Below are 22714 nucleotides of genomic sequence, written 5' to 3' on the forward strand. Positions count from 1 at the left end.
GCAAAGGCAGAATGAACACAACAGTCTACTGCGCGGTCAAATTTTTCGAAAGTTTCCTGATGTCCAACGAAAACCCGTCCACCGAAATGCGAACTGAAACAGACTCCATGGGAGAAGTCCAGGTTCCTCGCGACGCCTATTATGGCGCTCAGACGCAGCGGGCTGTCGACAACTTTCCCGTTTCTGGCTGGACCATGCCACCGGCGATGATTCGGGCAATGGGCCGGGTCAAGAATGCTTGTGCGATCGCCAATCGCGACCTTGGGAAACTGACCGGTTCGGGAAAAAATCCGCTAACCGACGCGCAGGTTCAATCTTTGATTGCGGCCACCGAAGAAGTCATCGCTGGCAAACTGGACAGCGAGTTTCCGATCGATGTTTTCCAGACCGGATCGGGTACGTCAAGCAACATGAACATCAACGAAGTCATTTCGAATCGCGCGATCGAAATTGACGGCGGCGACCGGATGGAAGAAACCAAATCGATCCATCCCAACGATCACGTCAACATGGGCCAGAGCACCAACGATACGTTTCCAACCGCGATCCACGTGGCCGTTGCGTCCGAAATCGACAACCAGTTGATTCCTGCACTACGCGGTTTGCATCAGGCGTTCGTGGAAAAAGCCAAACAGTGGGACAAGATTATCAAGATCGGCCGGACTCACCTGATGGACGCCACGCCACTACGCCTGGGGCAGGAGTTCGGTGGATTTGCTCGGCAGATCGAGCTTTCCATTTCTCGCGCTGAGTCCGCCGTCACCAGTGTGCTTGAACTTCCTGTTGGAGGCACAGCTGTCGGATCTGGAATCAACACGCACCCGGAATTCGGGGCTCGTGTGGCGAAAGTGCTTGCCGACCAAACGGGCATCGATTTTGTCGAAGCGGTCGATCACTTCGAGGCCAACGCGCAGCGGGATGGACTGGTGGAATGCCACGCGAATTTGAAAGCGATCGCCTCGACGCTGTTCAATGTTTCCAACAATATCCGCTGGCTCGGGTCCGGTCCGCGCTGCGGTTTCTACGAAGTCGCTTTGCCGACGCGGCAGCCAGGAAGTTCGATCATGCCCGGGAAAGTGAATCCGGTGATGAGCGAGAGCATGATGCAACTGACGGCTCGCGTGATGGGCAATGACCAGACGATTACCATTTGCGGCGCGACCGGTGGGCAGTTTCAGCTGAACATCATGATGCCTGTGATGGCTCAGACGACGCTCGAAAGCATTCTGCTGCTGGCCAACGGAACGAAAGCGTTCAATGAGTTCTGTGTGACCGAGATGAAAGCGAACGAAGAGAAGTGCGAATCGTTTGTTGAGCAGAGCCTGTCCATGTGCACCAGCCTTAACCCGCACATCGGGTACGAGAAAGCTGCGAAGCTGGCCAAGGAAGCGTTCGCGTCCGGCAAAACAATTCGCGAGCTGTGCGAAGAGCAAAACATTCTGCCGCCGGAGACGCTGAAGGAAGCGCTCGATCCATGGTCGATGACTGAACCACAGGCTTAGATTGAAAACGCTGCACACTGCGGTCGCAACCAACCGTCGACCGCAGCGATTGCCACGGCTCTACCGTACCGCCGTCGTTTGCTTCGCGTCGGCGGTGCGATTTTCTTCGTAGGGATCCGTCGTGAATGGCACAAACATTTGCGTCCGGGCTTCTTCGGATTGATTGCCATCGCCATCCCACGCGAACGCTTGCAGCACCACGCGGAAGACTTTGCGATCGTCGACGACGATGCTGTCCTTTTCGGTCAGATGAGAAACCGCCTGTCGAATATCGTATTGCCAGGACACCATCTGTTGGTCGGACGGGAAATCAGTCGTTTCAACATGAGTCCGACTTCGCTGCCACGATTGGCCGTTCCAGAAACCGTGCTGCATGTGGCGAATCATGACTTTAATTCTTTTGATGCAACGATCGTCTTCCGCCATGCCACGGACGCAGAATGGAAACTTTCGATGATCTGTCAGGATCGGACGATGCATCACCGTTACGATTGGATCCATCTTCACGGACCGTGCCGCGAACAGGTCGTCACGAAGTTCTTCCTTCTCCGATTCCGACAACGAATCGTAAGCGTTGTCCAACTCATACGGATCGGTTGCCAGATCGTAGTACTCGCGCTCGCCACTGCACCACTCCACGTACAGTTTGTCGTGATAGCGAAGGCCGCTATACATTCCCGGAAGGAAAATTCGTCGGTTCCGTTTGACTTGCCAGTTTTCCAAAACAACTGGCTTCCGCCACGAATCCTCCGCGTGCGACTTTGGGTCTCGAACCAGATCAACAAACGACTTGCCATCAAGAAAGTCCGGTTTGGGGCACTTGGCCAAATCCAAAATCGTCGGACACATGTCGATGTGAGCCAGCAAATGATCGGCCTTGCAAGGCTCCTTTACCTCCGGTCCGGAAACGAACAGCGGCGCCGTCGTTGACATCCGATACGGGTCGAGCTTGCTCATTAATCGATGGTGCCCCAGTTGATAGCCGTTGTCCGACGTGATCATGAACCACGTGTTTTCGTACATGCCCTTGGCCTTCAGTTCCTTGATCATGCGTTGCACAAAATCATCGACTGACTTGACGGCCCTCGCCCGACATTGATGCTCGAAGTGCAACGTCGCAAGCTCTTCAGCCGAATAAGGAGGCGACTGACGGTGCGAAGGCTTGTCGAGCATGTCAGGCTCGTCGAAGTCCGGAGTTCGCGGAATCTTCAGGTTTGGCTGCCAGTTCTTGTACTTCTCGTCGTTCACCATCTTCGAAAAATCGAGGCCGGAAGGACGATGCGGAGCCAGCGGCGCGTAGTAAAAGAAAAATGGCTGAGCGACTTCTCCAGAGTTCGTTTGCAGCTTTCGGCGTGTCGCGTGTTGTCGAATCAACGCAATCGCATCGTCAGACTCCTGATCGGTGCGGTAAACATCCAAGCCATTACGCCGGGGAGCGCCTTCCGGGCTTTCTCGTGTCGTGAAAACGTAAGTCCCCTGATACCTTCCACCGTTGGAGACGTAGAAGTCATCATAGCCATCGGGTTTTTTGAAATCGAAACCGTTGTGATGGTACTTGCCCAGCATCATCGTTCGATATCCGCCACGTTTGAGCCACACGCCAAGCTCATCATGATCGTGTCCCTGCCGTTGGAACTCGGTGTAGCCGCCTCGAAATTTTAGCGACAGTGGCGATTCGGGAATGTTGACGCGAACCCCGGTCCGGTGAGCGTACTGGCCGCGAAACAGTGCGGCTCGCGATGGACCGCAGAACGGAGTGGTGACGTGCAGGTTGGTGAACGAAACGCTGCGTTTGGCGAGTTCGTTGAATCCGGGATAGAGCTGCAACATCTCATCTGAAAGCAGCGTATGGTCGGCGTCGTCCAGATTGATCAGGATGATGTTCGGCCGTGGATCGGGCGGAAGAATTTCGACCGGCGTCGATGAAAGAAACGGTATTGAAGAAGCGAGCTTTGGGCCTGCTCCGATTCCAAATGACCACAGGCAAGTTCCGACTGCTGCAAATACCAGCAGAGTCACCAGCAGATGTTTCTTCATTGACGCGCCGCGCTTTCGAATCAGATTGAAGGTCGAGCGGAAACGACCTGTCTGCTAGCAAGCTGCTACTTCGTTGCGGTCGTCTCTCCAGACTGGTTATCGGCAGAAGCGGTCTGATCTATTCCTCGAAACTTCAGAAGGTTGACAACGGGATAGCCCAGCCATTGCTTCTTTGCGGCCTCAATTTTTGCCAAGTCGTCAGTCGAGAGTCCGTCTATCAGGACATGCGTTGATTTCATCTTCACGCCTTTGGGCACCAAAGCGTTGGCTCCCATTTCGATTTCTACCGAAGTAGGAATCCAGCCCATCTTTTTGATCGACTCATTCAGACGCAAACGCGCGAACGGAGGAAAGCCGCCGGGGTCTGATGCGCTCAGGCGTGTAAAGATATCCAAAAACTCGCCGTGGATCGGAAGGTAATTGCTGTCAGTCGGACGCTGTCCTTCGACCTGGTACCGAATCGTCGGGCTTTTCAGCACGATGCGAGAAGTTTCCAGCTCTTCAGTCTCCTCAAAGACTTCGCTAACGAGAAACTGAAGATCTTTCTTTTGCGAGATGTCGCGGCGCAAGCCATCAACCATCTGCAGCAAACGGTTGTCTGAGATTTCAAGCCGAATGCTGCGAGCGTGATCAAGCAACGTGACTTTCTTTTGTCGCGAATCGTAAATTTTGGTTTCCAGCACGTTGGGCGGATTCGCAAAATCAACTTTCAGATCAACGATCAGGTCGTTCTGAAACAGCGTTACGTTTTGCGCAACCGGGAGCTTGGCGTCACCGGCATAGATTGCCGTTTCGATTTTGAATTCCTGACAAACGGCTGTTGCGTTTGCCCATACCAATGCTGCTGTCATCAAAGCGACCAGTTGAATCGATTTCTGTATCTGCGAAACCATGTGCCATCTCCACAGGATTTTTTGCGGAGACTAACGGTTTGGCAGATCAGGGTCCAGCGAAAGTGGTCGCTAGCAGTCGGCTATGCAGACTCCTCCGGGCGTCGGAACCCGGCAGCCGAAAAACCGATCAGGGCAAGTACCATGAACGCCACGACTCCGCCGACAACGTAAGGACCGGTCGTCGAGTTGTCGATCACTTTCATCAGCGAACCATAGGCTTGAAGAACCGCTCCGGCGACGCCGATCAGCATCAGAACGTTCCAGAACACCATTCGCCCACCCGTCGGTTTGTACTCGCCCAGCAACTGCCGATTGTTCATCAGCAGGAAGAACGAGAAGTAGGCAATTGGCAACAAAATGCCGGCAAACGTCGACGCGATGATCAGTAACCAGGTTTGTGATCCGGTACCCCAAACCCAAACCCAGCTGACGCCGGAAGCAAACGCCAACGCCGCGCCGAACAGGCGATAACCGGTGCTGTCGTAATCACCCAAGATTTCTGCGAAAGCGTAACCGTTGATCATCATCAGGATAATGATCGTCGAGAAACCCATGCCCAGGGCACCAAGTCCGAACACCCATTCGGCGGCTCGTTCGCTACCCGTCAGTTTCTCAAGAGCAGGTTTGAGCGTGATCGCGAGTTGTTTTGCGTTGGGCTTTACGAGCGCGAGCGAAAGTTTTCTTTCTTCTTCCGAGAGATTGGAGACAAATTCAGCCAACAGGGCCGAGGTTGCTGCCTTCTGGGCTGTCGCCGTGGCCGCTTCGTCTGCTCCGGTAATCTCGTCGACGCTGTTCAGTTTGGCCATCGCATCGGCGTTATCCTGGTTGACCGCGACGTAGCGATCTTTGAGGGCACCGCTGGCCATTCCCAGCAGGTGGCTTTCCTGAACTTCAGCAGCGTCATTGGAAAGGAAACTGGCGTCGGCTTTCGCGTGGAAAGCATGCGCCGAAGCGATAACAATGCAGGTCGTTACGAGGATGTACGGAATCGCCATCGCGGTGATCAGTTCCCATCGAGCGAATCCACGGAAGTTCTTGTCCCAGCCTCGCGAGATCATCGAATACGGCAACAGGAAAGTCATGTTCAGACCAACCGCGGTGGCCGTCACACCGATCATGATGCTCTGCTGTTTATCAATGATTCGTGTTTCGTAAAACGATCTGGCTTCTCCGTCGAGTCCAACCAGCATGTTCTGGATTTCAGGGCTGGCTTGTCCCCACTGCATAAAGTTCGGGATGAACCCCTGAGCGATCTCCGCCCAGTTGACCGCGCCGTCGCGAGCCAGAACGTAGGCAACTGCGACAAAGCAGAGGACTACCATGCCGATGATCGCTTTCAACATCAGGTCGAAAATCTTGAACATCGTTCCGGGGCGGAAACTGAAGAAGGCTGCTGCCAGAGCGACCGCGCCAATGATCAGCGAAATCGTGAGTTTGGATTCCGGGATCGAAGCATCCAAACCGGGGAACAGCGAATCGTTGAGAGCCGAATAGGACAGGCTGAACTGCGGCAAAATGAAAATCATGTTTGCCAGAATCGTTGCGGTAACCCAGCCGACTCCAAGGACCGGGTTCACGTATTCGTTGATCGCAGCATAGGGACGCATCCGCGTGGAAAGCGAAATGTAGCTGATCGCCGAAAGCATAATGACGCCGATGACGATCGCCACGAGCTGCAACCAGAGCATGCTCGTGCCGGCAAGCATTCCCAGATAAAGTGCTCCGCCGAGTGAGCCGCCGCCGAGCGTGATCGCGCTTTGCAACCATCCGGGACCGGAAAGTCGAAGCCAGGCTCCCAACGTTGCGGTTGGGCCTTTTGCCTGGGCTGCAGTCAGAATTTCACGGTCGCGAAATGTATTGTTGCTCATTGTTCAAAATTGGTGGTCAAGAGGCAGAAGTCTGTCGCACTATCTTAAACAAAATGAACAGCTATTCGATGCCCTTGTCGGCCAGATATCTTTCAACATCCAACGCCGCCATGCAGCCTGTACCGGCTGAAGTGATTGCCTGACGATAGTAGTCATCGGCCACGTCACCGGCCGCAAAAACGCCTTCGACGCTGGTATTGGTGCGAAACGCCTTGCTCCACTGGATATATCCCTTATCGTTCATCTCCAGTTTGCCGGACAGGAACCCTGTGTTTGGCGTGTGGCCGATCGCGACGAACATGCCGCCGACTTCCAAATCGGAGATACTGTCGTCTTTGGTGCTTTTGATTTTCAGGCCGTTGACCAGATCTCCATCGCCAACAACTTCCTCGACCACAGAGTTCCACAGGATCTCGATCTTCGGATGGTTCATCGCTCGTTCGGCCATGATCTTCGAGGCACGCATTTCGTCGCGACGAATGATCATGTAAACCTTGACGGCCGTTTTCAGGTTCGCAAGATACGTCGCCTCTTCGACAGCCGAGTCTCCGCCGCCGACTACGGCCAGCGGTTTGTTCCAGAAAAGTGGAAGTGCTCCATCGCAAACCGCACAGGCACTGACGCCTTTATTTTTGTAGGCTTCTTCGGACGGCAATCCAAGATAGTTCGCGCGTGCTCCGGTGGCGATGATGATTGAATGAGTCTCAATCGGATCACCGTTGGCTGGGATGACTTTCATTGGGCTGGAACCGAAATCGACATCGACAATGTCATCGCTGACGACGCGCGTATCGAAGTTCAACGCCTGCTGCTTCATCAGCTCCATCAACTCGGTGCCCTGAACGGCATAGTGGGGCTGGATGTCCGCAAGGCTTTCGCGTTTCTTTTTTTCGCGAAGATGATTCGGAATCGAAGGCAAGTTCCAGTGGCGGTCCTTGTCGACTGCACTTTCGACAAAGGCACGGACGTTGCCGAATGGAAAACCAGGATAGTTTTCGACTTCGGTGGTGTACGCCAACTGACCCAGCGGAATCATCTCCGGCTTGACCGTGCCCTCAAACAAAAGCGGATCGAGATTCGCACGCGCGGCGTAAATTGCTGCTGACCAACCCGCAGGACCACTTCCGATAATGACGACTTTTTCTGACACGATATCTCCTTGGATACAACGGCTCGCCGGAAAAAAGACCGTGGCGAACGAGCCGCAAATTGTATAACTTGTGCCACCTTTCGACGACCCGTCAGCCGGATCCTTACGTGATGAAAAGAAGCGCCGCGATCCTTGGCCCTACGCCGCCATTTCTGCGCTGGACGATCGTTGTGCCTTGCCCGTTCCGCGACGCGGATGCGAAAAATCTGACCGATGCCGCGTTTCGGGAACTGCGAAGTCTGCGGGCGGTCGCGGTCGGCGAATTGGAGCGGCGAATTGTGGACGGCGTTTGTCTTCATCCGGACGCGGATTCGAACCGGCCCGGTGAAGCCCTCGGGTTTCCAGTGGAAGAAGTCTACGCCGCGTACGGCGGAAAAAAAGAAGCCGATGCGGCGTGTTTGCGTTGTCCCGCCAATGTGCCGGTCGCGTCCAGCGAACTCGATGGCGAAGTTGAATTTTCCAAAGCCGGTTGTTTTGGTTGGCTGCCGTTCGGAAACGACGACGGTGCATCCGGGTTCATGGCGTTGATGGAGTGCGAGGGATCGGGGCGCGAAACGCAAGGCCTTTCGATCGTCGATCAATTCGAGGCTGCGTTTTTGTCGCAGGAAGATTCAGGCCTGTTTCCGACGACGTCGCCGCGGTGGTTTGGCGTGTGGAGCCAGGGCAAATTCACGAAACAACAGTTAGTGTGGCTCGATCGAGTCTGTCAGCAAATCGATTCCGCTTCGATCGCCTGGCAACGGTTGGCCCGTGCGGTTCGCGTTTCAATAGAACACGATTTGGAGTTTCGCGTTGATCTGACTCCGGCGGGAAGCTCCGATGGAGTCTGTTGGCACGTCGAATCCTGCTGTTCCTGTTGCGGAGCGAGCGATCCTGAAGCTCTGTGCAAAGTTTGCGGAACGAAGGCGGCTCCACTTCGGGCTCGAAAAACCAGAGTGCTTGGGCTGCGACCCTACTTGAAGCTGGTGGCAATCTTTGGCGCTGAAGAGACAAAACGGCTGTGCGAGAAATGATCGCGGGCTGGATCTGAGGATCAGTGGTTCTTGCGTCAAAACGGACAGAAACCATCCGTAAGGCAGACTACTCGCCGCCTGGCGGCTCTTCGTTTTCTTCTTTTTGTTGCGCCAGTTTGTTCCGCTGACGAACGTACTCGTCAACCAACGCTTTCCGCGCTTTGTCGTCTTTGCGAGCGATCTCGTTGATGCCTACGGAAAAGAAATCGAACATCGCAATGCCGAGGATTCCGACCAGCATCAACAGAATGATACTGATGAAAATCGCGAGAGTTCGAAGTTCGTCCACAAAAGAAATTCCGGCCAGCATGATGCCTTGCGATGCAATCAGCGAACTGGCGATCGCACGACGGCGATACTTTCGCGATTCGAACTGAAGTTCACTGGCCGTATGCGGTGCCTCAAAAATGTCATCCAGCTGTCGCTTGTGTGCAAAAAGTGAAACGATGCCGCCAGCGACTGAGCCAAGTCCCAACAGCAGTGCGATGTTCTTGACGTTTTGGCTGAAACCGATGATCGGTTCAAACACTTCAAAGAACACTTCAAAATTCATCTCTGGCCTCGTCCTCGTGGTTGGCTATCTTCGATTCGCAGTGCGAGATTTCTTCTTTTCGTTTTTCTCGTAAAGCGTCTGCATCCGCCGCGTCCATTCGAGCATCACGATACCGACTTTGCCCAGCGACTCAGCGCTGCAATTCTCGACGCTGTCCTGCGTCGTATGCCAATAGCGATTTCGCATCCCTGGCTTGGGATAGTCAAAGTCAATGATGTCGCAGGTCGGAATTTTCGCGATCTCATTGAGCGGCAAGTGATCGTCCTTGATTGTATGCCCTTTTGACGCTCGAAACTCGCGAACTTTCAGATCTTTGGCGATAGACCAGATCATTTTGGTCAAATTCCTCGCCATGTTGTAGCTGTTGACTTCCATTTTCAACTGCAAGCTTTTGTCACCGATCATGTCGACCAAAACCGCATAGTCGTATTTGACGTCCCAGTTTCCCGCGGCGTATTGCCTGGCGAAATGTAGAGAGCCCAGAAACATTGGGTCACGGCGTGCGACGAAAACGAATTCTTCGCCGTCGAAGAATACAAAATCAAAGCCAACCGGGCCGTCCTGATTTTGCATATGCCGACCAAGCTCGCAAAGGAAAGCGGCTCCGGACGCTCCGTCGTTGGCACCGATAAACACGCCCTGCGGATTGACCGGATCGCTGTCAGGGAACGGGCGCGTGTCGTAATGACAACAGATCATCAGTCGTTTGGTCCGCTCCGGATGCCACCGCACGATCAAGTTCGAAAGCGTCGCCGGTTGGCCCGTCCGCGGATCGTTGACTTCAAAATTCTGATAGCCGACCATCGCACCCAAAGCTTCGAAGTGCTTTTGCAGCATCGCCTGCTGAGTCGCCATGCCCTCCGACGTGCTCTTGCGAGGGCCAATGTCACAAATGGCTTTCAAGTGATTGAAAGCGAAATCTTTGTTAAAGTCCGCGCCAGCGTCCGCGATCCGCGATTCCGGCGGCACGTCCTGTTTGGCCGGATTGGTCGCAGGCTCGTTTTTTGTCTGCCGCGCAGCGTTCGCAGTCGGTTGTTGAGCGAACAGCACTGCGGGTAGGCTCAGCAGCAAGACGCAGAACAGTATTTGAATTTTCGCAGACATTTCTATCCTTGTTGAGACTCGCACCGTCGAAATTGTCGGCCATACCGGCTCGCATTCCATTGCACAGTCAGGGAGTCAACATTGTAATGGATTGCAGCGGAAAACCGAATTCTGATCCATTTCACGTTTCCAGTTGAATCCCATGAATCGTTTCATTCCATATCTGTTGGCTTTTGGCGCTTTGCTGCCGTCGTCGATCGTCTGCGCGGATGACAAAACGGATGTCGGCGATGTCCCGGCTGTCGAGTTAGTCAGCATTCGAGGGGCTCAGAACATCGTCATTGAGCAGCAGCCAGAGCACGAATTGACGGTGCTGTGTTTTCTGGGAACCGAGTGCCCGCTGGCAAAGCTCTACGCTGGCAGGCTGGAGAAATTTTCAAAGCAGTTCGACAAAGTTCGCTTTGTTGGCATCAGCAGCAATGTGCAAGACTCGGTCGACGAGGTCCAGCAGTACATCGATCGGTCCGGCATTTCGTTTGAGTTCGCCAAGGACTACGACAACCGATTCGCAGACCAGCTGAAAGTGACACGGACTCCGGAAGTCGTCGTTTTCGATTCGCAGCGGAAGATTGTTTACCGCGGACGAATCGATGATCAGTACTTGCCTGGCGTTTCACGGTCTTCTGCGGATCGTCAGGATTTGAAGATTGCGATCGAAAATGCGCTGGCGGGAAAAGCCATCGAAGTCGCCGAGACGGAGCCTGCAGGCTGTTTGCTGGGGCGAAAGCGCGAGTCGGCGGCGGAGGCAACGGTGACGTTTGCGAATCAGGTTTCCCGGGTGTTGCAAAGAAACTGTGTCGAATGCCATCGTGCGGGAGAGATCGGGCCGTTTTCTTTGGAGACGTACGAGGAAGCGATTGGTTGGGCTGACATGATGTTGGAAGTCATCGAGGAGCAGCGGATGCCTCCGTGGCACGCCGACGAATCAGTTGGGAAGTTTGCCAACGCCAGGAATATGAGCGTTGCTGACAAACAGTTGCTTCGCGAATGGGTCGATCAGGGGACGCCGATGGGCGACGCCGCGTTGCTGCCACAACAAATTGAATACGTTTCGGGGTGGCGATTGCCGCGGGAACCGGATCGCGTCGTTGAAATGAGCAAACAGCCTTACAAAATTCCAGCCGACGAGACCGTTGAGTATCAGTACTTCGTCGTCGATCCGAACTTCACCAAGGACCGCTGGGTTTCGGCCGCGGAAGTCGTGCCAGGCAATCGCTCGGTCGTGCACCACTCGATTGTTTTCATTCGTCCGCCCGACGGAGAGCGGGCTCGTGGAGTTGGCTGGCTGGCGGCTTACGTGCCTGGACAAACGCCGCTTTCATGGAAGTCCAATCGAGCCCGGTTTGTGCCCAAGGGTTCGCGTCTGGTTTTTCAAATGCACTACACGCCCAACGGAACGCCGCAAACGGATGTCACCAAAGTGGGGCTCGTGTTTGCCGATGAGTCCGCGATCGAACATGAGCTGATGACGGTGATGGCACTCGATCAGGAGTTCGAAATACCGCCTTTTGCCGCGTCGCATGAGGTGGCTCTCAGTCGCGGACGATTGCCGCGCGATGGCACGCTGCTTTCGGTCTCGCCGCACATGCACTATCGCGGCAAGTCCTTCGTTTCGTCGGTGACGCTGAAAGATAAAACGGACCAGCCGATTCTCAGTGTGCCACGCTACGATTTCAACTGGCAGCATCGCTACGAACTGGCGGAACCGATTGAGCTAAGCGAAGTTCGCCGTTTGCAGGCGACGGTTGAGTTCGATAACTCAAAGGAGAACCCGTTCAATCCCGATCCGTCTAAACTGGTTTCCTGGGGAGACCAAACCTGGGAAGAGATGGCGGTTGCGTTCTACGACATTGCAGTCCCGCACCAGCCCAATGATGCCGCGGTCAAGAATTCGGAGAGCCAGAATCTACAGGCAGAGCCTACGATTCAAGCTCGCCAACTGACCGAAGATCAATTGGCGAGAGTTGACGAAATCGAACGCAAATATTTCGAACGTTTCGACAAAGACAACGATGGGTTCATTGTTCGTGGCGAACTTCCCCGTGCCGTGCGAACCTGGGGATTCAACGCCTACGACAAAAACGGAGACGGAAAGCTGACTCGTGATGAAGTCCGTGAGCAGGCGAGAATCCGCGTGAAGTAAACTTGCTCGTGCCGATAGTCATTCGACAATCGACACGAAAGAACTTTGCTTCTGTTTGGACGCGAAACTTGGCCAGTCGAATTTTAGCTCTGTGAAACGGCCGAGACACCTGCATTCATCTGCGACATGGTTCCTGCAATTCCTCGCGCGGAACACACGGGTGACTTTTGTTGCTCGACCGGCAGCTTGATCGTAAAGTTCGTGCCCTTGCCGATCGCACTTTCGACGCGAATCTTTCCGCCGTGGGCTTCGATGATATTCTTGCAAGCCGCCAGGCCAAGTCCTGTTCCGCCCTTGCCCGACTCATCGGGACCTTCCTTCGTCGAATAGTAAGGCTCGAAGATCTTTCGCATCGTCTCGTCCGTCATGCCGGTACCAAAATCGCGAACCGAGAGGTGAACCGATTTCGAAACTTCGTCGTTTTTCAGTTTGATCAGCAAACGTCCGCCATCGGGCATCGCTTGCCGAGCGTTGATCAGCAGGTTGAGAAGAACTTGCTGGACCTGGTTGCCGATCGCGGAAACTTCAGCAACGTTTTCGCCAAGGTCCATCTCGACAGAGATACGATACTTTTGCAGTTCACGTTCCAGCAGCACCATCGTTTCGTCAATGATTCGCTTGAGATCCGTCTGCTCAAAATGTTCGCTTCGATTGCGAGCCATTCCAAGGACCGAGTTGGTGATTTTCACAGCGCGATTGCTCGCCTGATTGATTTTGTCGAAGGCCTTGTCGCGGGTTTCCTTGTCGTCGTAACGCATGCCCATCTTGGCGTAGTTCATGATGGTCATCAGAACATTGTTGAACTCGTGAGTCGTCGTGCTGACGAGTTCACCAAGAGCCGTCATTTTCTGACAGCGTTCCAGCTGCTTGCGTAGCGAAGCATTTTCTTCACGAAGTTGACTGATTTCGGATTGCTGGCAGTGGTTCACGATGGAGTTTTTCCGTGGTTAATGGCGGTAGGCAACCAAAAGCGGGATTTGGACTGCACTTCAGTAGTCAGGCACTTTTCTCTAGTATCGGCCCGCTTTGGCCAGAGTTTGAAGAATTACGCGGCAGCAAACAATGGCTTCCTGTGCATCCCATTTTGACTTTCAGGCCGTCATAGTCCGAGGACCTGCCATGACCAACCAATCCGAAAAATCGAGGCCCGGAACCCTTTATCAGGTCGAATCCTGGCTGGAAGTCGCCCAGCAACTGGGCTATCGAGTCCGATACGATCATTTCGGTGGTACCGGTGGCGGAGTTTGCGAGTACGGAGGCCAGAAATGGATTTTCATGGATGTGTCGCTCTCCGCGTACGAGCAGCTGGAAATGCTGGAGGAAATCATTCCCCGGGATTCGCTTTATGCATCACTGAACGCGAATTCGATCGGTAAACGAGCCGCCTGAGTCTGTGCGAAGCAGCACGATTCGCGAAATGCCGCGGCAATAGCTAACAGCCGTCAAACTTGCCGCGCTTCACGCAACGTTAACTTGCGGCGACTTCTTCCAACGGCGAAGCGATAGATAGCTCGCTGCAATCAAAATTACGACGCCAACAACTATCCCGGCGGGATGACTCTTGAGCACCACACCGTTGCTTAGTCGTGACATCACGGTCAGGAAAGTGATCAGCAGCAATCCCGAGACCGACGTCCACGCGATCAGATAGCGAATCAGAAAAAGCCAGTTGCGAAGTTTGCGTCGTCTCAGACTGGCAGCAATCATGGTTCCGTAAACAATCGGGCCGGCGAAGACCAGGACCACGAGTAACGCGACTCCCAAGGAAAACGAAAAACTGGCATAACGGTCGGCCTTAAATCGCTTCGCCACAACGCTGGCTCGTTCCGATTCGGGGATGTGGTCCAGTCCGCCAAACAGTTCGTTGGCTTTCTCCTTCGCCTCGGCAGGCGTGCTTTCGTCGCCCGGCCAGACTGCTTCGACTACGGTTTCGAGACTCGAGTTCGAATAGTTGTTGACACCCTGAATCACGATAAGCCAGCCAACCAGCACGTAAAAGATCAGAGAAAGGATGGCTGAAATTCGAATACCAGCGGTGATCGAGCGTGTGAACGTTGGCGGATTCGAAATGGTCGCGTTCAGCAGTCCAATCGATGGCCAGATGATCAGAAAAAGCAGCATCGAGAACAAAAACGAGAGGAACTTCGGCACCGAAACTCGGTACAACCACGGGCGATCCGTATCCGGAAACTGGTCGTAGATTTCTCCGACACTGTTTGAGAAAAAACTGATCGCAATCGGAGAACAAACCAACACACCGAAGACGACAGCGAAAATTCCGTAAGCCAGACTCTGGTTTTTCTTCATCCAGCTCGCGATACGGGATTGAAACGACGGAGCCCGGACGCTGATGGCGTCGCCGGTCAGCCAGGATTGCAAGTCGTCGGCCATCGCCTGGGCTGACGAGTACCGTTCGTCGGGTTCGCGAGCCATCGCCTTGAGACAAATCAGCTCAAGGTCGCGATCGACATCCGGATTAACTTTCTGTGGAGGCTCCGGCGGTCCGTCGATGACTTGCATCACCACATTGACCGTCGTTTCGCCCCGATAGGCGGGCTGCCCCACCAGCAACTCATAGAGGATCGCACCCAACGAGTACACATCTGCCGCGGTGGTGACCGATTTTCCGGCGGCCTGTTCGGGAGGCATGTAGGCGGGCGTTCCCAGCACGGCACCGGTGTGAGTCAGGTCACTGCCTCCGGTCGTGCTTTTGGCCAAGCCCAGATCCGTGACGTAGGGTTGCCCTTCCTTGTCCAGCAAAATGTTGGCCGGTTTCAGATCGCGATGCAGCACGCCGCGTTGATGAGCATGATGGACTCCTTCGGCAACCGCGATCATCAGTTGGGCTGCGGATTTCGGGTCCTTCGCGAAAGACGTCGCTCGTTCTGCCAATGATCCGCCGTCGACGTACTTCATCGCAAAGAATGCTCGGCCGTCGTGGTCGCCGATTTCGTAGATCGGGACGATGGCCGGATGGTCCAGTCGTGCCGCTGATTCGGCTTTGATACGGAAACGCTGGCGTTCTTCTTCGGAAGAAAACTGGCCGCCGAGGATCATTTTGACGGCGGAGACACGATTCAGATTGCGATGGTTGGCTTTGTAGACGACGCCCATGCCGCCGCGTGCGATCTCTTCGATTAACTCATAGTCGCCGATTCGTTTCGCGTTCGGCGCATCGTATTGATGCTGACCGGGAACGATCGTCGCGTCGTCGGTGTGGTTGGGCGTCGGAGGAAGCGTGGCTTGCTCGTCGTCACGGCATCGCAAACAGATTTCCTGATCAAGTTCAGCAGGCTGCTGCGCACAACGTTTACATTTGATTTGGTCTCGGCCCATGTCTCCATCATAGCCGACGGAAGCTTACTTCCAGCCGCGACCAAGATGCTTTGCCAGAAAAGAAGCCTTGGCTTTTTCCGCCGCGGTTCCGTGAATCGAGGGACGGGCTTTGCGTGCGATCGCGAGACGTCCGCGACGTTCAAGCTCAGCATCAACTTCTGAGCCAACGATCAGCGATGCGGAGATCGAAACGCCCGGCCCGGCAACTGAGCGGCTGCTACTGCGCTGGTTTGGACGGCGTGTTGCGAACTCTGATCCCCGACCGATGCCGCCGATGTACATCGTGCCACCATCGGGAACGCTGACGACGGTGTTGATGCTGAAGTTGCTGACCGTCGGCAGTTGCACCGTTGTGTTAACAGACGGTCGCTGAGCCTGAGCCACCGAGGCGACGCAAAACAGAAAGATCAACAGGATGGTCGAAGTGTAAACGAATCGAAGCATTGTCGTCCTTTATTCTGATGCTGTTGAGCCACAGAGCAAACCGAGCTCACATAGGAAATGCTGCTTGCACGTCCTCTGTGCTCTCTGTGACCTCTGTGGCTTTTATATCAGGCCCGTCGAACTCATTCATCAGCAAGCAATCCGAGCCGGTTGTCGAGCCGAATTTCAGTCCTGCGTCTGTCGCTTTTATTCAGCCACAGAGCACACCGAGCTCACAGAGGAAATGCAATGTCAGGAGTTCATTTCTGACTGCACGTCCTCCGTGCTCTCTGTGACCTCAGTGGCTCAACAATCACACGCCCGTCGAACTCACGACGGAATCGACTCACCAGCAATAATATCGTCCGGCGTTTGACGCTTGCGAATCAAATGAGCCTCGCCACCGTCGATCAAAACTTCCGCCGCCATCGGCTTGCTGTTGTAGTTGGAACTCATCACGTAGCCGTACGCGCCAGCACACTCGATCACCAGCAAATCGCCAACGCTGGCTTTCGGAAGTTCGCGTGAGCACACGAATCCGCCCTCTTCCTGAGTAAAAATGTCTCCGGATTCGCACAGTGGACCGCCGACGATCACATCCTGCGTCTCCTCCGTCGACTCATTCGCGAACGCAACCGACATCGGATGGTACGAACCGTACAGAATTGGCCTGGCCAAATTGTTGAAGCCCGCATCGACCAGGTAAAACAAGTTCTCGCCCATCGTCTTGATCGCGCGGATCTCACTGATCAAGTAACCGCACTCGGCGACCAGGAATCGCCCCGGCTCGATCTCCAGCGAAACATCGTGACCGAATTCGGATTCCAGTTCCTTCCGCGTCGCGTCCCAAAGCTGAAAATAGCGATCGATATCCAACGGCTGATCGGAATCTTTGTACGGCGTCGGCAAACCACCGCCGGCGCTGATCGTGTGAATCGAATCGCCGACCGCGAGAGCTGTTTGCTTCATCGCGTCGCAGACCTGGGAAAGGTGCTCGAAGTCCGTGCCTGAACCAATATGCATGTGCAGACCCGCGACGATCAAACCGTGCTCTTTTGCCAGGTCCACGCACTGGTCAAGCTGATCGTGCCAAATCCCGTGCTTCGACGACTGACCACCGGTGTTGGTTTTGTTGCTGTGACCGTGACCAAATCCCGGATTGATCCGCAACGTGATCTCGCGGCCCGGAGCAAGTTTCCCAAGCTGCACGATCATGTCTGGCGAACCACAATTGACAGGGATGTTGTCATGAACAACCAGGTCCAATGCCTCCCGATCAAAGATGTCAGCCGTGTAAACGATTTGGTGCGGGGTCGCATTCAAGGCATATCCGGCAGCCTTCGCCCTGTGGACTTCTCCCGAACTCACCGCGTCAACTACGACTCCGTTTTCACGCATCAAGTTCAACACGGCAATGTTCGAGTTCGCTTTCTGGGCGAAGCGAATTACGTCGAACTGTTTCAGCTGCTCAATCCGTTGTCGAATCGTTTCGGCATCGTAAACGTAAGTCGGCGTTCCAAATTTTTTGGCCAGGTCGAAAACGTTGTGGCCTGAGATTTCGGTGCGAGTGATTGAAAACTGTTGCTGTACCGTCATGAATCGTCTGATCTAAAAGTGTTTGAATTTCAAGTGTCCGATGATACCGGGCTCAATACGTCCTTGGCAACGCTTGGAAACGCGAATGAAAGCCGTTTTGCCGATTATCTCGGTGGAGGACCGTGATAGAATTTGGCCATGACGGAGATCCAACAAAATCCCTACGCTCCCGGAGTCATCTCGCAGAACAGCGGAGCTCAATCTGACGCCGAAGTGATTCGTTCCATGCATTTGGCTCATGAATATTCGATCAAGTCGACTGCGTTGGTGTTTGTCGTCGTCGGCGCGATCATGGCTATCGTTGGCGCGAATTTTGTCCACGAAAGCATCTTTCAAGTGATCGGATTGCGCAACAGTGCGCGTACTTTGTATGGCGCACCTGCTACGTGGGCCGTTTGGTATTTCGTGTTCGGTCTGTTTTTGGTTTTTGTCGGCGTCGCCCAGTGCGTCGTCGCGTACGGAATCAGGAATCTTAAACCATGGTCGAAAAATCCAAGCATCGTTCTGGCAACTTTGGGCTTGCTCGTTTTTCCCATTGGCACCTTTATCAATATCGTCATTCTGTTTCAGCTGTTTGCCTCCAAGACCAAAATGGTATTTTCCGAACACTACCAGGAAGTCATCCAACAGACGCCGCACATGAAACATCAAACTTCGGCCGCCACCTGGGCTGTACTCGTTGCCTTTTTGGTGTTCGTTTTCTGGGGCATCACGATGACGGTGCTTTCATCATGAACGATTCCACAAGCACAAGACTCGCGCGACAACTCTCCGAGCTGTATCAACGCGTCAATTACGAACGTCAAAGCACGGCCGGTCCTCGCAGTTTCAAACTGCAGACGATGCACGACTTGATGCATCGGCTCGGCCACCCGCACCAATTCGCTCCTGTGATTCACGTGGCGGGCACGAAAGGCAAAGGCTCGGTTTCGAAAATGACTGGCGAGATTTTGCGCCATGCTGGTTTGAGAACAGGCATCTACAGCTCGCCGCACCTCGAACGAATCAACCAGCGGATCGCGGTCGACGACCAGTTGATCTCCGACGATCAGCTTTCTGATGTGCTTGATCAAATCCAGCCAGCCATCGAATCGCTCGACGAAGAATTCGCGGCTCGCAATGAACGCGGTTTAACCTTCTTCGAAATCATCACCGCAGCGGGCTTTCAACACTTCGCAAACTCGAAAGTCGATGCCGTCGTGCTGGAAGTCGGGCTTGGCGGACGGCTTGATTCCACCAACGTCTGCCAGCCAGCGGTCAGCGTCATCACCAACATCAGCCTCGACCATACCAAGCAGCTTGGTGACACGATTGCAAAAATCGCGACAGAGAAAGCCGGCATCATCAAACCCGGCGTGCCTGTGGTCAGTGGAGCACTTCATCCGGAAGCCATGGAAGTCATCGCCGATGTCGCGGCCGATCGTGGTGCTCATCTTTTTCAGCTCGATCGCGACATGCGAACTGTTCGGGAAAGTCACAGGACGTTCCGTTGCGAAGGAAGCACACGCGAGCCGTTCGAGGTGACTGAGCTTGAGTGCAAAATGCCGGGCGATCACCAGCGAGCCAACGCGGCGCTAGCGATTACGGCTTGCAAAATCCTGGTCGACCAGGGCTGGGAAATTTCAGACGATCAAATTCGCAGCGGGATTGCTTCGGCCATGCTTCCCGGTCGGACCGAGATTCTTTCGCGCGAGCCATTTGTGATGATGGACATGGCTCACAATGGAGCTTCGGCAGACGCATTGATACAAACCTTGATCGCCGAAGTCAGCCCCGAGTCACGCAAACGTTTTTTGGTTGCGACGACACGAGACAAGGACACGGCCGAGATCATTGAGCCGCTGGTCGCGACGGCGGATGAGCTTATTCTGACTCGGTACCAGGAAAATCCTCGCGGCAAACCGATTGTTGAACTTTCGGCAGCGGTCGAAGAGTCGATCTCGCGTCGCAGGGATCTTGGACAACGGTTTCCTGACGTACAAATCTGCGAAACTCCCCGACTTGCCTGGCAATATTTGCTGGATTCGCTCGAACAGAAAGATGCGATTTGCGTTGCCGGATCTGCATTTCTGGTGGCTGAATTGCGGCCAGATGTGATGGCCTGGTTGGCGCAGAAATAGCAAAAGTAGGTCAGGCTGTCCCAGACTGACACCAATAAAACAACCTACACGGTGGAGACCACCGTGCCACGTATGAAACCACCGTTCGCACATACACCACCCTCTCCCGCCCCTGAAAAATCATGAACAGAAAAACCATCGAAGCCGGAATCCTCCTGATGTTCGCGTTGGCCATCGTCGGCCTGCTCGGATCGCTGTTCGTGCTCCCGTCCGAAGAAGCCCGACAACTGATCTGGCCGTGCTTGCTCGGCGCCGTGATGGGGCTGGCAACTTTCGCCGGATTCCTCGCGTGGGGACGTGTCGCCAAAGATCCAAACGCTCCTACCGTGGTCGCGTCGCTTCCGGACGAAATGAGCGCCAGTGCGCTGGTCGTCCAGCTGGAAGCTCATGGAATTAAAGCTCGCGCCGTCGGTGGATTCACTTCCGGCTTTCAAACCGAGATCGCAAGTGACGTTCGCGTCGTGGTGGCAGCGTCGGACTACAAGGCTGCTGTGCAAGTTATCAACAATTCTCCGGAGCCAAAGCTTGAGTAGAAAGACAAAGCCAAAAGGTCCCGATCCGGGCGCCGAATCGGTCGCGAAGTATCTGAACTATACGTTGTCGCTGCCCGAACGAGCCATCCGCAGTACCGCGGCCATCGTCGGCGGGTTCGCGCAACAGTCGGCGGTGCTGTTGGTACCGTCCGCATTTCAGGATTCGAAGACTTACAAGACGTTCGTCAAGCAAATGCTCGACATGGTGGCTCACGACATCGGAGGCGCGAAACGGGCCGCGGGAGAAATGGCTCCCGATAGCGACGCTCAAGTCGAAGGCTACGTCGCCAAAAAAACGGTTAGTACCTTCGTCGACCTCGCGGGTATGGCCACGCTGCACGTTTCGCCGATGACGATTCTGGCCGTCATGAGCGACGTGGCTTACGGTTCAAACGTCTATTTAAAACAGCTCGCTGATGAACTCAAACGTGAAGGCATCATCGACAAAGACTCAACGATCGACCACGCCGCAGATTTGCTCGATGCGATCGGTTCCGCGTCCGGGAAAGCAGCCGACCGTTTTGATCAGCCACCACTTAGCCTTGACGGTTTGCGTGAGACGATCGAGGAAGCTCAGGAGTCCGTCGGAACGCTTGACCCAACGAAGGTGATTCCGCAAGCCGAGATCAAGCGGATGTGGTCCGAGATGCAGCATATGGCGGACGATCAGGATGTCGATCTGATCGACGTGTCGAGTGCCATGACGATGTACACGCTGAATCAGGTCGCGACGGTCAGCAAAGGAGCACTCACGACGATTCGTGTGACGGGCAAGTTACTGGACGAACATTTGATCGACCACTACTGGCAGGGTTTGCAGCGGATCAACGACGAAGGCATCTGGCAGATGTTCGCCACCAGCAGCCAGCCTTACATCGAAGCTGTGTGGGTGAACTTTTCGTCGGACAAGGAAACGATTACCGAGGACGTCGTTTCAGGTCGCTTCCTGTCGCGAACGTGGACCGGTTTTTGTGATTGGCTGGGCGGGTAGTGCTTTCTTTTGTGGAACAGGTGGCGACGGGTTTGTTTTCGTCAGCCACGCCATTTCGAATTTTCAATCTGCTTGAATTGAGCGTCCGGCGTGCTCGCAAGATTTGCGGAAACTCGTTGCTGACAGACCTGTGAAACGCGACCATCGGGTTCGTTGGCTTTGTTGGGTTCCAAGTGCAGTCAGGGTCGGGAGGGTTGTCCCTGTGCTTCTCATCGCGAGATGGATTCTAAAGCGTTTGGTAGCGGTTTCCCGATCTCTCACGTTGGTGAAAATCCTCGGCCAGCTTGGAATGTGAAGGAACAGGAACGTTGTAAGGGCGTTTCAGTGTCCCAATTGCCATTTCAGTGCCGTTCCAGCCGCCGCTATCTCGCATGTAAATACAGATAGTCCGACGTATTAGGAGCGGTTTCATGACGGCTAGGTTGTTCGCTATTCCTCAGTTAACACAATACGGGGACGTAAATCGACTTTGCCGGTCGTAACGGTTGCCATCACCACCATTTCATTTGCGGATCGGATGGAGGCCGTTGAGTGCACTTCTATTCTCGAACTTGGTATTCATCATGAAACAGTTTTTTCTGACTGCAGTCGCAGTCGCTTTGGGGCTGGTCGCTCAGACAGCTCAAGCGGACCTGGTTGTCACCGCTGACAACCTGGATCTTCGAGCCACTGTAATTTCTGGCGGGGCTAATCAAGCGCCCAACTTTGGCTCAATCGACTTTGCGCCAGGATTCACTCCTGCACAGAATAATTCTGAAAGCGAAGACATTGTCCTTCGCTGGTCAGATTTGGATTTGGTCGGTGGCACTGCTACTGGTTCGGATTTCATTGATTTCACCTTCAACGTCACCGTCTCTTCCGGAGCCGGCAACATCAACTTCAATGGTCAGGGACTGCGTCCGAACACCTGGCAACCGGGGGAAACGCTGACTCTTTCTTTTGTTTCTGCGACAGCGAGTGCCGCCGGAACGGTTGTTTTTGACGGCTTTACTGACGCTGGTTTTGGTACTTCGGGTAACGCAAGTACAGCTGATGGATCGTCGGCGACGGCGACAGTCAATGGCGTTTCGATTACAAACACGATGGACGGCACAGGCGCTTATCAGTACAAGAATCAGGATGCTGGAGGCTTCGCAGCGTCGAACTCGGTCGTGTGGAATCTGGTTTCCGAAGTGGATGCTGGAGGTGGGCCAATCGCGGAATCGTGGACTCGCAACGTCGATTTCGGAATGACGTTCACTTCTGTGCCTGAGCCATCGTCATTGGCTTTGATCGGATTGGTCGGAGGAATGATTGCCCTGCGTCGTCGCAGATAGCAGTTTGCACCGCCAAAAACCAACGCGAGTCCAATTTTCGGCTCGCGTTTTTTTGTGCGCCGATGGCGATCTTCGTGAACTTTTTCAGTCGTTGCGAGTCAATCATACTCGCGAAATGCTTCATCCTTGACATAGC

Annotated in this window: 19 protein-coding genes; 9 read left to right on the plus strand and 10 right to left on the minus strand. The window is 54.3% G+C overall.

The window, feature by feature from the left end:
* Nucleotides 1–59: 59 nt before the first annotated feature.
* On the plus strand, nucleotides 60–1502 hold the full coding sequence (locus MFFC18_RS06595; RefSeq protein WP_075083254.1) for a class II fumarate hydratase: 1443 nt from the start codon (nucleotides 60–62) through the stop codon (nucleotides 1500–1502).
* Between the two features lie 60 nt (nucleotides 1503–1562).
* On the opposite strand, the gene MFFC18_RS06600 is transcribed toward MFFC18_RS06595, so the two are convergent.
* The 4 genes from MFFC18_RS06600 to MFFC18_RS06615 form a co-directional block, all read right to left on the minus strand.
* Nucleotides 1563–3539 (minus strand): sulfatase family protein, encoded by a 1977-nt coding sequence (locus MFFC18_RS06600; RefSeq protein ID WP_075083152.1) that lies wholly within the window; start codon nucleotides 3537–3539, stop codon nucleotides 1563–1565.
* A gap of 65 nt (nucleotides 3540–3604) precedes the next feature.
* Nucleotides 3605–4432, minus strand: coding sequence for a hypothetical protein (locus MFFC18_RS06605; RefSeq protein ID WP_075083153.1), 828 nt, complete (start codon nucleotides 4430–4432; stop codon nucleotides 3605–3607).
* A gap of 80 nt (nucleotides 4433–4512) precedes the next feature.
* On the minus strand, nucleotides 4513–6300 hold the full coding sequence (locus MFFC18_RS06610) for a divalent metal cation transporter (RefSeq protein WP_075083154.1): 1788 nt from the start codon (nucleotides 6298–6300) through the stop codon (nucleotides 4513–4515).
* 61 nt (nucleotides 6301–6361) lie between these two features.
* A complete protein-coding gene (locus MFFC18_RS06615) occupies nucleotides 6362–7450 on the minus strand; it encodes an FAD-dependent oxidoreductase (RefSeq protein ID WP_084416915.1) in 1089 nt (362 codons plus the stop codon).
* A 110-nt stretch (nucleotides 7451–7560) separates the two neighbouring features.
* On the opposite strand from MFFC18_RS06615, the gene MFFC18_RS06620 reads away from it, so the two are divergent.
* Nucleotides 7561–8463, plus strand: coding sequence for a hypothetical protein (locus tag MFFC18_RS06620; RefSeq protein WP_075083156.1), 903 nt, complete (start codon nucleotides 7561–7563; stop codon nucleotides 8461–8463).
* A 67-nt stretch (nucleotides 8464–8530) separates the two neighbouring features.
* Here the strand turns inward: MFFC18_RS06620 and MFFC18_RS06625 are convergent, their stop codons facing one another.
* Together MFFC18_RS06625 and MFFC18_RS06630 are read right to left on the minus strand one after the other, a co-directional pair.
* Complete coding sequence (locus MFFC18_RS06625) at nucleotides 8531–9016, minus strand: hypothetical protein (protein WP_075083157.1); 486 nt, start codon at nucleotides 9014–9016, stop codon at nucleotides 8531–8533.
* Between the two features lie 24 nt (nucleotides 9017–9040).
* Nucleotides 9041–10120 (minus strand): M28 family peptidase, encoded by a 1080-nt coding sequence (locus tag MFFC18_RS06630; RefSeq protein ID WP_075083158.1) that lies wholly within the window; start codon nucleotides 10118–10120, stop codon nucleotides 9041–9043.
* Between the two features lie 142 nt (nucleotides 10121–10262).
* Here MFFC18_RS06630 and MFFC18_RS06635 point away from each other — a divergent pair, with 142 nt between their 5' ends.
* Nucleotides 10263–12263: a thioredoxin-like domain-containing protein gene (locus MFFC18_RS06635; protein ID WP_075083159.1), complete on the plus strand. Its 2001-nt coding sequence runs from the start codon at nucleotides 10263–10265 to the stop codon at nucleotides 12261–12263.
* 83 nt (nucleotides 12264–12346) lie between these two features.
* Here the strand turns inward: MFFC18_RS06635 and MFFC18_RS06640 are convergent, their stop codons facing one another.
* Entirely contained in the window at nucleotides 12347–13192 is an 846-nt protein-coding gene (locus tag MFFC18_RS06640; protein ID WP_075083160.1) for a sensor histidine kinase, read from the minus strand.
* Nucleotides 13193–13382: 190 nt separating this feature from the next.
* Between MFFC18_RS06640 and MFFC18_RS06645 the strand changes: the two genes are divergently transcribed.
* Nucleotides 13383–13652 carry a hypothetical protein gene (locus MFFC18_RS06645; protein WP_075083161.1) on the plus strand — a complete coding sequence of 90 codons (270 nt, stop codon included), beginning with the start codon at nucleotides 13383–13385 and terminating at the stop codon, nucleotides 13650–13652.
* A gap of 69 nt (nucleotides 13653–13721) precedes the next feature.
* Here the strand turns inward: MFFC18_RS06645 and MFFC18_RS06650 are convergent, their stop codons facing one another.
* The 3 genes from MFFC18_RS06650 to lysA form a co-directional block, all read right to left on the minus strand.
* On the minus strand, nucleotides 13722–15599 hold the full coding sequence (locus tag MFFC18_RS06650) for a serine/threonine-protein kinase (protein ID WP_075083162.1): 1878 nt from the start codon (nucleotides 15597–15599) through the stop codon (nucleotides 13722–13724).
* A gap of 24 nt (nucleotides 15600–15623) precedes the next feature.
* Nucleotides 15624–16043: a hypothetical protein gene (locus MFFC18_RS06655; protein ID WP_075083163.1), complete on the minus strand. Its 420-nt coding sequence runs from the start codon at nucleotides 16041–16043 to the stop codon at nucleotides 15624–15626.
* A gap of 309 nt (nucleotides 16044–16352) precedes the next feature.
* The gene (gene lysA, locus MFFC18_RS06660) at nucleotides 16353–17618 is read right to left on the minus strand and encodes a diaminopimelate decarboxylase (protein ID WP_075083164.1); all 1266 of its coding nucleotides are present in this window, start codon (nucleotides 17616–17618) and stop codon (nucleotides 16353–16355) included.
* 138 nt (nucleotides 17619–17756) lie between these two features.
* Here lysA and MFFC18_RS24840 point away from each other — a divergent pair, with 138 nt between their 5' ends.
* The 5 genes from MFFC18_RS24840 to MFFC18_RS06680 all read left to right on the plus strand — a co-directional run bounded on the left by MFFC18_RS24840 (nucleotide 17757) and on the right by MFFC18_RS06680 (nucleotide 22578).
* Nucleotides 17757–18353 (plus strand): hypothetical protein, encoded by a 597-nt coding sequence (locus tag MFFC18_RS24840; RefSeq protein ID WP_075083165.1) that lies wholly within the window; start codon nucleotides 17757–17759, stop codon nucleotides 18351–18353.
* Complete coding sequence (locus tag MFFC18_RS06665; RefSeq protein WP_075083166.1) at nucleotides 18350–19738, plus strand: bifunctional folylpolyglutamate synthase/dihydrofolate synthase; 1389 nt, start codon at nucleotides 18350–18352, stop codon at nucleotides 19736–19738. Before MFFC18_RS24840 ends, MFFC18_RS06665 begins: the two co-directional genes overlap by 4 nt.
* A 122-nt stretch (nucleotides 19739–19860) precedes the next feature.
* Nucleotides 19861–20271 carry a DUF2007 domain-containing protein gene (locus tag MFFC18_RS06670; RefSeq protein ID WP_075083167.1) on the plus strand — a complete coding sequence of 137 codons (411 nt, stop codon included), beginning with the start codon at nucleotides 19861–19863 and terminating at the stop codon, nucleotides 20269–20271.
* On the plus strand, nucleotides 20264–21262 hold the full coding sequence (locus MFFC18_RS06675) for a hypothetical protein (protein ID WP_075083168.1): 999 nt from the start codon (nucleotides 20264–20266) through the stop codon (nucleotides 21260–21262). Before MFFC18_RS06670 ends, MFFC18_RS06675 begins: the two co-directional genes overlap by 8 nt.
* Before the next feature lie 563 nt (nucleotides 21263–21825).
* Nucleotides 21826–22578: a PEP-CTERM sorting domain-containing protein gene (locus tag MFFC18_RS06680; RefSeq protein ID WP_075083169.1), complete on the plus strand. Its 753-nt coding sequence runs from the start codon at nucleotides 21826–21828 to the stop codon at nucleotides 22576–22578.
* Nucleotides 22579–22714: the final 136 nt, after the last annotated feature.

Origin of the sequence: Mariniblastus fucicola (assembly GCF_008087665.1) — a bacterium.
Taxonomy (GTDB): domain Bacteria; phylum Planctomycetota; class Planctomycetia; order Pirellulales; family Pirellulaceae; genus Mariniblastus; species Mariniblastus fucicola.